At 66.9% G+C, this 12,974-nt stretch carries 12 protein-coding genes; 8 read left to right on the top strand and 4 right to left on the bottom strand.

Annotated features, from left to right (window positions below; translation table 11 throughout):
* Positions 1-30 precede the first annotated feature (30 nt).
* The 3 genes from tatC to tatA are packed head-to-tail and all read right to left on the bottom strand — an operon-like array spanning position 31 to position 1,270.
* A complete protein-coding gene (gene tatC / locus AC0MAZ_RS24395) occupies positions 31-765 on the bottom strand; it encodes a twin-arginine translocase subunit TatC (RefSeq protein WP_232855939.1) in 735 nt (244 codons plus the stop codon).
* A complete protein-coding gene (gene tatB, locus AC0MAZ_RS24390; protein WP_232855938.1) occupies positions 765-1,052 on the bottom strand; it encodes a Sec-independent protein translocase protein TatB in 288 nt (95 codons plus the stop codon). Before tatB ends, tatC begins: the two co-directional genes overlap by 1 nt.
* On the bottom strand, positions 1,052-1,270 hold the full coding sequence (gene tatA, locus AC0MAZ_RS24385; protein WP_062574996.1) for a twin-arginine translocase TatA/TatE family subunit: 219 nt from the start codon (positions 1,268-1,270) through the stop codon (positions 1,052-1,054). Before tatA ends, tatB begins: the two co-directional genes overlap by 1 nt.
* 136 nt (positions 1,271-1,406) lie before the next feature.
* Here tatA and gspK point away from each other — a divergent pair, with 136 nt between their 5' ends.
* The 3 genes from gspK to AC0MAZ_RS24370 all read left to right on the top strand — a co-directional run bounded on the left by gspK (position 1,407) and on the right by AC0MAZ_RS24370 (position 3,966).
* Positions 1,407-2,372 carry a type II secretion system minor pseudopilin GspK gene (gene gspK / locus AC0MAZ_RS24380; protein ID WP_203650982.1) on the top strand — a complete coding sequence of 322 codons (966 nt, stop codon included), beginning with the start codon at positions 1,407-1,409 and terminating at the stop codon, positions 2,370-2,372.
* Positions 2,373-2,507: 135 nt separating this feature from the next.
* Complete coding sequence (locus tag AC0MAZ_RS24375) at positions 2,508-3,806, top strand: hypothetical protein (RefSeq protein ID WP_475859484.1); 1,299 nt, start codon at positions 2,508-2,510, stop codon at positions 3,804-3,806.
* Positions 3,796-3,966: a hypothetical protein gene (locus AC0MAZ_RS24370; RefSeq protein ID WP_203650986.1), complete on the top strand. Its 171-nt coding sequence runs from the start codon at positions 3,796-3,798 to the stop codon at positions 3,964-3,966. Before AC0MAZ_RS24375 ends, AC0MAZ_RS24370 begins: the two co-directional genes overlap by 11 nt.
* Positions 3,967-4,041: 75 nt before the next feature.
* On the opposite strand, the gene AC0MAZ_RS24365 is transcribed toward AC0MAZ_RS24370, so the two are convergent.
* A complete protein-coding gene (locus tag AC0MAZ_RS24365; RefSeq protein ID WP_475859482.1) occupies positions 4,042-6,087 on the bottom strand; it encodes a PhoX family protein in 2,046 nt (681 codons plus the stop codon).
* Positions 6,088-6,306: 219 nt separating this feature from the next.
* Here AC0MAZ_RS24365 and AC0MAZ_RS24360 point away from each other — a divergent pair, with 219 nt between their 5' ends.
* Genes AC0MAZ_RS24360 through gspF form a run of 5 tightly spaced genes read left to right on the top strand, consistent with a single transcriptional unit; the run spans position 6,307 to position 12,969 of the window.
* Positions 6,307-7,950, top strand: coding sequence for a bifunctional UDP-sugar hydrolase/5'-nucleotidase (locus AC0MAZ_RS24360; RefSeq protein ID WP_475859480.1), 1,644 nt, complete (start codon positions 6,307-6,309; stop codon positions 7,948-7,950).
* Positions 7,947-8,366: a pilus assembly protein PilZ gene (locus AC0MAZ_RS24355; RefSeq protein WP_203650992.1), complete on the top strand. Its 420-nt coding sequence runs from the start codon at positions 7,947-7,949 to the stop codon at positions 8,364-8,366. Before AC0MAZ_RS24360 ends, AC0MAZ_RS24355 begins: the two co-directional genes overlap by 4 nt.
* Positions 8,367-8,369: 3 nt before the next feature.
* On the top strand, positions 8,370-10,322 hold the full coding sequence (gene gspD, locus AC0MAZ_RS24350) for a type II secretion system secretin GspD (protein WP_203650996.1): 1,953 nt from the start codon (positions 8,370-8,372) through the stop codon (positions 10,320-10,322).
* Positions 10,322-11,770 carry a GspE/PulE family protein gene (locus AC0MAZ_RS24345; RefSeq protein WP_475861493.1) on the top strand — a complete coding sequence of 483 codons (1,449 nt, stop codon included), beginning with the start codon at positions 10,322-10,324 and terminating at the stop codon, positions 11,768-11,770. The genes gspD and AC0MAZ_RS24345 overlap by 1 nt, the downstream gene beginning before the upstream one ends.
* 2 nt (positions 11,771-11,772) lie before the next feature.
* Positions 11,773-12,969 (top strand): type II secretion system inner membrane protein GspF, encoded by a 1,197-nt coding sequence (gspF, locus tag AC0MAZ_RS24340; protein WP_475859477.1) that lies wholly within the window; start codon positions 11,773-11,775, stop codon positions 12,967-12,969.
* Positions 12,970-12,974 lie beyond the last annotated feature (5 nt).

The following is a 12,974-nucleotide window of genomic DNA, read 5'->3' as shown; positions in this document are numbered from 1 at the left end:
GCTTGATCCCGCGATAGGGCCGGTACAGTGTTAGACCGCCCGGCGCACCAACCCACACGCCAGCAACCCCACCTCGAACAGCACCCACATCGGCACTGCCAGCATGGTCTGGGAAAACACATCCGGCGGCGTCAGGATCATCCCCACCACGAAACACCCGACGATCACATAGGGCCGGCTGCGCCGCAGCGTGGCCACGTCGGTCAACCCCGCCCAGACCACGATGAAAGTCGCCACCGGGATCTCGAAGGCCAGGCCGAACGCCAGGAACAGCGCCATGATGAAGTCCAGATACAAGCCGATGTCGGTCATCATCGCCACCCCGTCCGGGGTCACGCTGGCGAAGAAACCGAACATCATCGGGAACACCAGGAAGAACGCGAACGCCATGCCGCCATAGAACAGCACGATGCTCGACACCAGCAGCGGCAGGGCGATGCGTCGCTCGCGGCGGTACAGCCCCGGGGCGATGAAACCCCAGGCCTGATGCAGCAACAGCGGCATGGCGACGAACAGCGCGCACATCGCCGTCAGCTTGAACGGCGTGAGGAACGGCGAGGTGACGCTGGTGGCGATCATGCTGGCGCCTTCGGGCAGGTAGCGGCGCAGCGGTTCGGAGATCTGCGTGTACAGCGTCTGGGCGAAGGGGAACAAGCCGCAGAACACCAGCGCGACCACCAGCAGGCAACGCACCAGGCGCTTGCGCAGGTCGCGCAGGTGGTCGGTCAGCGGCATGCGCGCCGCCTGTTCGAGGGCGAGGGACATCAGGCGCTCTCCTTGGCGTGGGCGACCGGAGTCGCATCATTGGCCGGCGTCGCGTCGAGCTGGATACCCTGGCGGATCTCTTGTTCCAGGCGCTGCAACGGCACGGCATCCAGGGCGGGTATGTCGATCTCCCGCTCCACCTGCGCCTTCAGCGCATTCAACGCCCGCCGCGCCTGGCCCAGCCCACGGCCGAGGGTACGCGCCGCCACCGGCAGGCGCTCGGGGCCGAGCACCAGCAGGGCGACGATGCCGACCAGCAGCAGTTCGGTGAAGCCTATCTCGAACATCAGGCCTGGCGATCCGTCTGCGCCTGCTGTACCGGCTGATTGTTCAGCACCTGGGGTTGCTGCTCGACGCCATTGTCGGCAGTACCGCCCATGGACTTGCGAAAGCCCTGGATCGCTTCACCGACATCGCTGCCGAGCCCCTTGAGACGCTTGGTGCCGAACAGCAGGAAGACGATCAACAGCACGATCACCAATTGCCAGATTCCGATGCCACCCATGTAAGACCACTCCTGTCAGGTCAAAGAAAAAGGAAGGCCAATCCTGCCCTGCGCAGATGACGGGCACATGACTGCCATCTGACTGCAACAACGGGCGTGTTGACTGGCGCTTTTCAGCGGCCACGGGAAGACAGGGATGGGGCGCAGGCGACAACAGGGCGCGGCACTGCTGATGGTGTTGGTGGTACTGGCGATGCTCGCGGCGGGGCTGGCCTGGCTGGTGGAGGATGGCCGGCGCCAGGTGGATGAGGTGCGCCTGCTGCACCAGCGGGTGCAGGTACGGGCCATGGAGCAGGCTGGGCTGGCCTATGCCTCCCAGGCCCTGCGCGATCCGGCCTGGCGGGCCAGCCCGCTGTTCTGGCAGGCCCTGCGTGGGCAGCCGTTGGCCTATGACTTCGGCGCCGGCAAAGCACAACTGCGGGTGATCGACCAGCATGGTTGCTTCAACGTGAATGCGTTGTTGGGCGAGGATGGTCCGCGGGCCGAGCGCCAGCTGCGCCACCTGCTCGGCGACGACATGGCCGCCGAGCGGTTGGTCGATGCCCTGGCCGACTGGCTGGATGCCGACAGCGATGCCCGCTTGCAAGGGGCCGAGAGTGCCCAGTATCTGCGCCAGCAGCCACCCCGGCTGGCGGCCAACCAGCCGATGCTCGACACCAGTGAACTCAACCTGCTGCTGGAGCCCGACAGTGGCCGGCAAGGCCGCTACCGAATGCTCTGCGCACTGCCATCGACCGGCGGCTGGCGACTCAATGCCAACGCCCTGGGGCTGGAGCACCTGCCGTTGCTGGAGGCCTTGTACGAGGGGCAGTTTTCCCGTTCGATGCTCAGCCGCATCATCAGCGGCCGGCCGGCGGCGGGCTATGTGGATGCCGCGGCATTGCGCCAGGCGCTGGGCGCGGTGGATGACGAGACCTTCGCCCGACTCAGCGAAGGGTTGTTGCTCAACAGCGGCCATTTCGTGCTGCAGCTGTCGTTCGAGGAAGAGGGACGCACGCTGCGCAGCCAGTTCCAGATCGAGGCGCTGGGCGTGGTGCAGTGGCATGCGCGGGTGCCGGCGCAGCAGGTGCGGGTCAGGGGGCGGGAGCCCGTAGCCTGGTAAAGCTTTGTTACTGATGGTTGGAAATTCGCTATGTATCGTAGGAAATGTCGGATGAATTGATCCGTTCAGCATGGGCGGTGACGTGGGCGGCTAAGCTACCCGCCGACCACATGTTCTACTGGGTATTCACCTCTCATGCTGAACACCACCCGCCCCAACTGGGGCGAGAAAACCCTCCAGGCCCTGAGTGATGGCGTGGCCATTGACGGGCGTTTCCGGATAGGGCTCTCGAAGTGCTTTGCGTCTGCCGCCGGGTCGATCTTGCTGGCAGTGTTTTCTGTCGGCAGTGCGGGATTCGTATCGATCTGCAGCACTCCGATCCTCGAACAGTGCAAGTACCTGATCGATGACACATCGCTCCCTGTACCTGAAACCTACGCGCACTCCATTATCGCGCTCTGCCTGACCGTGGTTGCGCTTGTGCTGGTGTGGCTGCGCGAATTGGGTTTGACGGATATCGCACGTCGCAAGGAGGCCGACCTGGAACGTCAACGCCGCGAGATGGAAGGGCGTCTGACCAATCTGCCTCCTCGGCAGTTCATCAATGACTATGTGGATGCGCTGAGGACAATCGGCGAGTTGCGTCAGCTGACCAAGCACGAGGCTCGTACGCTCAGCCCGGAAACGATCGTACAGCGCATTCGAACCATCATGTCGATCATCCTGAGCCTCACCAGGCTGTGGGATGGCGTCTCGGCATCCAACCGTTTCGTCACTTACCATGCGAATATCATGCGGGTCCTGTACCGGGACGAAATTTCCCTGACACCGGTACGTGACCTGGCCTTGGGGGATGATGTGCAAGCCTTCGTCAACCAGGACTCATACGCATTGCAGGACTGGTTGCTGCAATACGAGTTCTTTCTGCACAACCAATCCTATGACGTGGTGATAGAGCGCTGCTCGGGCATCCTGTTCATCCAGGACACAGGGCTATCCGTCAACTCATCATGCCCCGGGCGTCCCGATGCGTCGGCCGAGCAGATCTGCCTGCCATTCACTCGAACGGCGTGCTATGACCCCTCGTTCCATCATCCAAATCTCCCGGGGCCGGCGCGAGCGGCGGCGACCGGTCAACCTGGCTATGTACCGAACATCAATGAAACCATGGCCCTGTGGTTCGCCAATCAGAAAATCATCAACAGCGAAATCAATCCCAGATACGAGCAACAGGTAAAGGATTACTACCGCAAGCTTGATCATGCGAAATCGCTGATCAGTCTGCCCCTCTATCATCAGGGGGCATTGATGGGCGTCTTGAACGTCAGCAAGAATGCCGAGAACATGCTGATGAATGCGGACCGTGCAGACCTGTTCGTGCAGTTGATGAACCCTGTCTGCTACCATTTGGGCAAGATGCTAGCCTCGCCTGAGGCAGGCCACGCTGGCGCGCAAGGCGTGCCCTGCGACAAGGAGCATGAATATGAGAATTGAGTTGCGTACACCACTGGTTCGCAAACCAACCCCCGCCAACACTGCGAAGAAGCGTGAGATGACGGGCGAGGAGTTGTGCAAGGCAATGGCCGAGCGGGCAGAGAAGATCCTCAAAGGGGAACCTGTCGAACCAGTGGGCTGGAACCTCGAGGTCTACTGAGCCTCAGTCGAATCGAAAGAAGCCGCCCATGGGCGGCTTTTTCGTTTGTCACTGTGGGAACACCGGTCGACTCGATCAGGCCGTACCGATCTCCCCGCCATCGTTACGCTGGATCACCACCGTCGAAGCCCGTGGCCGCACCGAGGTGCCGGTCGGCGTGACGTCGGAGGCCTTGTCGGTGGTCGGCCAGTTGTCCGGGTGCTGGATGTTGACGAACATCGTCTTGTTGTCCGGGGTGAAGGCGATGCCCGTCACCTCGCAACCGTTCGGCCCGACGAAGAAGCGGCGCAGGGCCGCCTGGTTGGTGGCGTTGACCGGGATCTGCTTGCCGTTGGCGTCCACCAGGTCGGTGGGGATCACCGCCAGCAGCTGGTCGTTGGTGTAGCTGGTCAGGGTAGCCTCGCCGTTGTCGGTCTCGAACCACAGCACGCCGCGGCTATCGAAGCTCATGCCGTCGGGGCTGGCGAACTGGTTCAGTTCGGTCAGGCCCGAGCGGTTGATGTCCGGGGCGCCGGCGGCGTTGGCGCCGAACACGAAGATGTCCCAGGTGAAGGTCTTGTGGTCGTCGCTGTCGTGCCAACGGATGATGTGGCCATGGCGGTTCGGGCCGCGCGGGTTGGCCGCGTCGACCTTGGCGGCGGTGCGCGCGCTGTTGTTGGTCAGGGTCAGGTAGACGTCGCCGTTGAGCGGGTTGACGGCGGTCCACTCCGGGCGGTCCATGGGCGTGGCGCCCACGGCGTCGGCGGCGCCACGGGTGTTGAGGATGATGCCTGGCAAATCGGTGAACAGCGCGCCGAGGGTGCTGCCGCCGGTGGTCGGGGTGGCGACGTCGAGCAGCAGCCAGGCGCCGGTGCCGTTGGCGTCGAAGCGGGCCACGTAGAGCTTGCCCTTGTCCAGGTACTTGGCACCGGTGGCCAGGCGGTCGGCCGGGTTGGCGTCGGCCGGGTCCCACAGCGCGTCGGAGACGAACTTGTACAGGTACTCGTTGTTGGAGTCGTCGCCGGTGTACCAGACCAGCGGCTTGCCGGCCACCGGCAGGCCCGGGCAGCAGCCTTCGTGGCGGAAGCGGCCCAGGGCGGTGCGCTTCACCGCCAGGGTGTTGCTGGTGTACGGGTCGATCTCGACGATGTAGCCGTAGGTGCTGGCTTCGTTGCGGAAGTCGTCGGTGGCGCTGGCGCCGGTGGGGGTGATGTCGAAGCGGGCGAATTCGCCGGCCACTTCGCTGGCGTCACCGGCTGCGGTTTCCCACTTGTACTGGCCGCTGCTGCTGGAGACACCGATGCGCACCTGGTTGGCCGGGCGGGTGCCCTTGTTGACGAAGATGCCGGGCCAGTTCTCCTCGCAGGTCAGGTAGGTGCCCCACGGCGTGTAGCCATTACCGCAGTTGTTGTTGGTGCCGCGGCACTGGGTGCCGGTGGGCGAGAACTTGGTCTTGACGTGGTCGGTGCCGCGCAGGGGGCCGGCAATGTCCATCAGCGAGACGGTGGTGAAGCGGCGGTTGAGCGGGTCGTTGTCGACCACCTGCCAGCGCCCGGCGACCTTGCTGATACGCACCACGCCCGCGCCATGGGCGTTGATCTCCTTGCGCACCTCCTCGACCGGGCGCTTGCCGGCGACGGTGGTGGGGCCGGCCGGGTGCAGGGCGGCGGTGTCGATGTACTCGAAGTTGATCGCCAGCAGGCCATCGCTGGAGCTGCCGTTGATGGGGAAGAAGTGCATGCCGTCATGGTGCATGCCCATGGCGTTGGCCTGGTCGGTGGAGGTGTTGCTGCCGTCGGCCTTCCATGGGTTGGCGGTGGCGTTCAGCGGCGTGCCCCAGGGCGCCAGCACATAGGCGCTGTAGCCGGCGGCGACCACGCAGGCATCGGTGCGCGAGCCTGGGATTGAATTGAAGCCCAGCTTGAGTTTCGGTTTCTCCGGCTGGGGCGCCGGATCGTCGTTGTCGGAACCGCCGCCGCCGTCGAAGCAACCGGTCAGGCCGGTGCCGGCGATCATGGCGATGGCGGCGCCGAGGCTGCCGCGCACCACGGCGCGACGGCTCAGGTAGGTGTCCATGACACTGGCCATCGGCAGGTTGCCGCTCAGGTTCCGGTCCAGGTTATCGCCGGTATCTCGACTCATCAGGGTGTCCTTTTATTAGCTGAGTTGAAGGAAACCGCGACTGTAGACGGCAAGTATGTCGATTGATTGGCAGAAATGTTAAAGGGCGTTTAAAACGCGCTGCTATTACTAAAGGCCTAATCAAGTCTGTTTTGGAATTAGCAGCGGATTTCTGCCATCAAACTGTCACGCCAACGCCGCAATATCCGGAGCCCAACGTGAACAGGGATGGCGGAGTCGATGGCAAGCAGTGTGGGCAGGCGCGAGGTGATCGGGTGGATGGGCGTCGGTGCGCTGGCGCCGTTGCTCGGCGCCTGTTCCGCGCTACCGGGGCCGCGTGGCGGCAGCGACCGGGCGCTGGACCTGCTGTATGTGGCCGACACCCTCGATGCCCGCCAGCCGGGCCAGGCCGTGGTGCCGGCCACCCGCCTGGGGCCGGTGAGCCACCTGGGCCGCGCGCCGTGGATGAGTGGGCCCAATGCCAGTGCCGGGCAGCCGGAACTGGCGCCGTTGCTCGACGCCGGCCTCAGCGGGCAAGCCCGTACCGGTGGTTACGCGGTACTCGCGGCGTTGCTCGAGCAATTGCGCGTCGAAGCCGGCAGCGAGCAGTGCCTGACCCTGGAGAACGGCCAGTGCTGGAACGGCAGCGGCCTGGCCTACCTCACCCAGGGCGAGAGCGGCGTGCAGGGCAGCCAGTTGCTCGGCAGCGAGGTGCGGGTCAGCAGCGACGAGCGGGTGCTGTGGCCGCAGCGCAGCGCCGGGCTCTATCGCCAGTCTTCCTCTATTACCCTCGGCGCCGGCCTTGCCGACACCCAGGCCAAGGCGCTGGGCATCGAAGGCGTCAAGGTGTTCCAGCGCGGCGGCGTGCGCATTGCGGTGGTGGGTGTCACCGACCCTTACGCCCAGGACCAGAAAGCCTCGCTGAAACAGTGGTACCAGTCGCTGCAACCGAGCTTCCAGCAGGCCCGGCGCGAGGCCGACCTGGTGGTGGCGCTGGCGGATGTCGGTACCGGCCCCGGACTGTGGCTGGCCGAGCGGGTGCCGGAAGTGGATGTGCTGCTGTGCGCCCGCGGCCAGGACCTGTGGCCCGCGCCGGTACTGGCGAGCCAGGCCAGTGGCCGGCGGGTGCCGGTGCTGTTCGCCGGCTGCCGGGCCAGCGGCGCGTTTCGCCTGCGGTGCCGCCAGGCCGGTGGCCAGTGGCAGTTCGAGGCGCGGTTCTTCCCGGCCTTCGAGCACAGCCTCGGGCCGCAAGCCCAGGCCCGCGCCAGCCAGCTGCGCGGCGAGCTGCAACGCCAGCGCAGCGGCCATGCCGCCTGGCTCGACCAGCCCCTGGCCCGTGCCCCCGAGGCGCTGTGGCGCCGCGATACCCGTGGCGGCAGCTGGGACCGCTTGCTGCACCAGGCCCTGGCCGACGATTCGAGCATGCCGGTGCTGCTGCCCGGCCTGCGTTACGACTACCCGCTGCAAGCGGGCGAGCCGATTACCCGCGAACACCTGATCAGCCTCACCGGCGGCTACCCCGCGCCGGTGGTCGAAGCCCCGGCGCGTCAGGTCGAACAGGTGCTGGAGAACGCCGCCGAGCAACTGTTCGGCGACCCGCTGCTGCTGGACAACAGCCAGGACCTGCCGCGTTGGCAAAGCCAGAACTGGCAGGTGAGCTACAGCCCTAACGGCAAGCGCATCATCGGCCTGCAACCGGTCGAAGGCCTGTGCCGCACCTTCGGCCTGCACTTCGACGCCCAGGCCGGTGTACCGCTGTGGCAGACCCTGGAAGCCTGGCTGACCCGGCAGACGCCGGGCTGGGCGCTGGCAACACTGCAATTGCCGGCGGTGCGCTACGTCCAGGGCCATCCGGGCTGGCACCCGCACCAGGTGGCGGCGTGACTTCGCGCCTGGCCACCTTCGCCTTGCTGAGCCTGGCCGGCTGGCTGGCGGCGCAATGCGTGCTGCTGCTCAGCCGCCAGCCGCTGCCGGCCAGCGCACCGGTTCAGGCGGATGTCGCGCTGCCGGGCCTGCTGGTGGAGCACTGGCAAGCCCCCGTCGATGACGGAAGTATTCCCATCACCCGCCTGCCCCTGGCCTACCTGGGCGGGCTCAAGGCCCAGCCGCTGTCGGCCAGCGTGGTGGTGCTGCGCCACGGCCAGCAGGTGCGCACCCTCGGCCGTGGCCAGCGCCTGGCGCCGGGCATCGTGCTGCAGGACATCGACGTCGATGGCCTGATCTTCGACAACAACGGCCGGCGCGAGCGCCTGCCCTGGCCGCCACGCCCCGCCGTGACCGGCTTCAAGCGCCAAGGATGAATGATGATCGCAAGGTACTGTCTGGCCGGGCTGCTGATGCTCGGCATGTCCCTGGCCCGGGCCGAAGAGCCGGAAGTGTTCGCCGACGACGGCACGCCGCTGTACGAGGTCAATTTCGTCGACACCGAGCTCGGTGAGTTCATCAACAGTGTGTCACGCATCACCGGCACCACCTTCATCGTCGACCCGCGGGTGCAGGGCAAGGTCACCGTGCGCACGGTCGATCGGCATGACGCCGACGCCATCTACGATATCTTCCTGGCCCAGCTGCGGGCCCAGGGCTTCGCCGCCGTGGACCTGCCCAATGGCAGCGTGAAAATCGTCCCCGACCAGGCCGCGCGCCTGGAGCCGGTGCCGGTGGAGAGCGCCGGCAAGAAGTCCGAGGGCAGCGATGGCGTGGCCACCCGCGTGTTCAACGTACGCAACGCCGCCAGTGAGCAGATGCTCGGCATCCTCAAGCCGCTGATCGACCCACGGGTCGGCGTGATCACGCCGTACCCGGCCGCCAACCTGCTGGTGGTCACCGACTGGCGCAGCAACCTGGAGCGCATCGACAGCCTGCTGCGCCAGCTCGACCAGGTCAGCGACGAGCCGTTGCAGGTCATCCCGCTCAAGCACGCCAGCGCCGCCGACACCGCGGGCCTGGTGACCCGCCTGCTGGCCCGCGAGCAGGGCGGCGATGCCGCCCAGGTGGTCGCCGATCCGCGCAGCAACGCCTTGCTGGTACGCGGCAGCGCCGACAGCCGCGAGCGGGTGCGGGCCTTGCTGGCCCAGCTCGACCGGCCCGGCGACAACCTGCGCAGCAGCAATACCCAGGTCATGTACCTGCGCCACGCCAATGCCGCCGAGGTGGTCAAGGTGTTGCGCGGCCTGAGCCAGGCCGGCGCGGTACCGGCCGCCGAAGGCGAGGGCAAGGACGCGGCGCCGGTGCCGGCGGCCAGCGATTCGGGGATCCGCCTGGAATACGAGGAGGGCACCAACGCCGTGGTCATGGTCGGCCCGGACAGCGAGCTGGCCGCCTTCCGCAGCATCGTCGAGCAGCTGGACATCCGCCGGGCGCAGGTGGTGGTCGAGGCAATCATCGCCGAGGTGTCCGACAGCAGCGCCCAGGAGTTGGGCGTGCAGTGGCTGTTCGCCGACGAGAAGTTCGGCGCCGGCATCGTCAACTTCGGCGGCAACGGGGTGAACATCGCCAGCATCGCCGGGGCCGCCAGCAGCGGCGACAACGAAAAACTCGGCAAGCTGCTGTCGGCCACCACCGGCGCCACCGCCGGCATCGGCCATATCGGCGGCGGTTTCAACTTCGCCATGCTGGTCAACGCGCTCAAGGGCAAGAGCGGCTTCAACCTGCTGTCCACGCCGACCCTGCTGACCCTGGACAACGCCGAGGCGTCGATCCTGGTCGGCCAGGAGGTGCCGTTCGTCACCGGCTCCGTCACCCAGAACAACGCCAACCCCTACCAGACCATCGAGCGCAAGGAGGTGGGGGTGAAGCTGCGCATCAAGCCGCAGGTCAATGTCGACAACAGCGTGCGCCTGGACATCGTCCAGGAGGTGTCGTCGATCGCCGACTCCAGCGCCGCCAGCGACGTGATCACCAACAAGCGCGAGATCAAGACCAAGGTGATGGTCGAGGACAACGGCCTGGTGATCCTCGGGGGGTTGATCAGCGACGAGCTCTCCACCAGCAACCAGCGCGTGCCGCTGCTCGGCGACATTCCCTACCTGGGCCGGCTGTTCCGCTCCGACGCCAGCAAGAACACCAAGCAGAACCTGATGGTGTTCATCCGCCCGCGCATCCTGCGCGACGGCGAGAGCCTGGCCGGGCTGAGCCAGCAGAAGTACCAGAGCCTGCAACAGAACACCCCGCTCAAGCTGCCGGCTCTGGCCGAAGGCCTGCCGCTGCTGCAGGTGTTTCCCTCCAGCCGGGCACGCCTCGAAGGCGGTGACTGGTGATGCTGCCCTATCGCCTGGCGCGCCAGAGCGGCGTGGCCATGGCGCCGACCGAAGGCGGCTGGCAGCTGTGGCTGCGCAGTGACGCCGACAGCGACCAGTTGCAGGAGCTGCTGCGCGTGCATGGCCAGCCGGTGGGCGTCGAGCACCTCGACAGCGCGAACTTCGACGAGCGGCTCGGCCAGCTCTACCAGGCCGGCGAGGCGGCGAACGAGGCCTTGATCGAAGGCATCGGCGAGCAGGTCGACCTGGACAGCCTGATGAGCGAGATGCCGCGCATCGAGGACCTGCTGGAAAGCGATGACGAAGCCCCGGTGATCCGCCTGATCAACGGCCTGTTCGGCCAGGCCCTGCGCCTGCGCGCCTCGGACATCCATATCGAGACCTTCGAGCAGAGCCTGGTGGTGCGCCTGCGCGTCGACGGCCACCTGCGCGAAGTGCTGCGCCCGCCCCGGGCGCTGTCGGCGATGCTGGTGTCGCGGATCAAGGTCATGGCCCGGCTGGACATCGCCGAGAAGCGCCAGCCCCAGGACGGCCGCATCACCCTGCGCGCGGCCGGGCGCGAGGTGGATGTGCGGGTCTCGACCCTGCCCGGGATCCATGGCGAGCGGGTGGTGATGCGCGTGCTCGACAAGCAGGCCAGCCTGCTGGCGCTGGACAACCTGGGCATGCCCGCCGCCGTGCTGCGCGGCTTGCGCTCATGCCTGGCGCGGCCCAACGGCATCGTGCTGTCTACCGGCCCGACCGGCTCGGGCAAGACCACCACGCTATACGCCAGCCTCAACAGTCTCAACGACGGCAGCCGCAACATCCTCACCGTCGAGGATCCGGTCGAGTACGCCATCGCCGGCATCGGCCAGACCGCCATCAACCCCCGCGCCGGCCTGACCTTCGCCAGCGGCCTGCGCGCAATCCTGCGCCAGGACCCGGACGTGATCATGCTCGGCGAGATCCGCGACCAGGAAACCGCGCAGATCGCCGTGCAGGCCAGCCTCACCGGTCACCTGGTGCTGTCCACCCTGCACACCAACAGCGCCGTGGGCGCGGTGACCCGCCTGCGCGACATGGGCATCGAACCCTTCCTGATCGCCTCGTGCCTGCGCGGCGTGCTGGCCCAGCGCCTGGTGCGGCGGCTGTGTGCCTGCGCGGTGGCTCATCCACTGCAAACTGCCGAGCGCGAGCTGTGGCCGGAACTGGGCAGCCTGCGCGAGAGCTATCACCCGGTTGGCTGCGAGCATTGCCAGGGCAGTGGCTATGTCGGTCGGCTGGGGCTGTACGAGTTCATCGAACTGGATGCCGGGCTGGTCGCCTTGCTCTACGACGGCGAGAGTGAACTGGTCATGCAGGCCTACCTGGATGGCCGCCGGCAGAGCTTGGTGGCTGAGGCCCGCGACTGCCTGGCCCGTGGCGAGACCAGTTTGGCCGAAGTGCTGCGCGTGGTGCAGGGCTGAGCATGCCGACCTATCGCTACCAGGCCGTGGATCTTGCCGGCAAGGCGCACAAGGCCAACGTGCAGGCCGACAGCGAGCGGCATGCGCGCCAGTTGCTGCGTGAGCAGGGCCTGTTCGCCCGGCAGTTGCAGCGCCACGACAGCGCACAGCCCCGCCGCCAGCGCCTGACCCGCGCCCAGCTGTGCGAGCTGACCCGGCAACTGGCGACCCTGGTCGGTGCCGGCATTCCACTGGTCGATGCCCTCGCGACGCTGGAGCGGCAACTGCGCCAGCCGGCCCTGCATGCGGTGCTGGTGACCCTGCGTGGTTCCCTCGCCGAAGGCCTGGGACTGGCCCGCAGTCTGGCTCGCCAGGGCGCGCCGTTCACCGGGCTGTACTGCGCGTTGGTCGAGGCCGGCGAGCGCTCCGGGCGCCTGGGCCAGGTGCTGGCGCGCCTGGCCGATCACCTGGAGCAGGTACAGCGCCAGCGCCACAAGGCCCGTACCGCGCTGATCTACCCGGCGGTGCTGATGGGCGTGTCGCTGGCGGTGGTGGTCGGCCTGATGACCTTCGTGGTGCCCAAGCTCACCGAGCAGTTCGCCCATTCCGGGCAGAGCCTGCCGTTGATTACCTCGCTGCTGATCGGCATCAGCCAGGGGCTGGTCCATGCCGGGCCGTACCTGCTGGCGCTGGCGATCGGCCTGACCGTGGCTGGCGGCTGGCTGCTGCGCAAGCCGCATTGGCGCCTGCGTCGCGACGACCTGCTGCTGCGCCTGCCGCGTGTCGGCGCGCTGCTGCAGGTGCTGGAAAGCGCGCGCCTGGCGCGCAGCCTGGCGATTCTCTCCGGCAGTGGCGTGGCCCTGCTCGAAGCCCTGCAGGTGGCCACCGAGACGGTCGGCAACCTGCGTATTCGTGCCGCCATGGAGCAGGTCCGCCAGCAGGTGCAGGGTGGTACCAGCCTGCACCGCGCGCTGGACGGCGCCGGCCAGTTTCCGCCGCTGCTGGTGAACATGGTTGGCAGCGGCGAGGCCAGCGGCACCCTGGCCGACATGCTCGAGCGGGTGGCCGATGACCAGGAACGTGGCTTCGCCCGCCAGGTGGACACCGCCATGGCGCTGTTCGAACCGCTGATGATCCTGGTGATGGGCGCGGTGGTGCTGTTCATCGTGCTGGCGGTGCTGCTGCCGATCATGCAGCTCAACCAGGGATTGCAACTGTGACAAGG

The sequence above is a fragment of the Pseudomonas sp. A genome, assembly GCF_056270345.1.
Note: the sequence above shows the minus strand (reverse complement) of the source record. Positions and strands in the feature narration are given on the sequence as shown.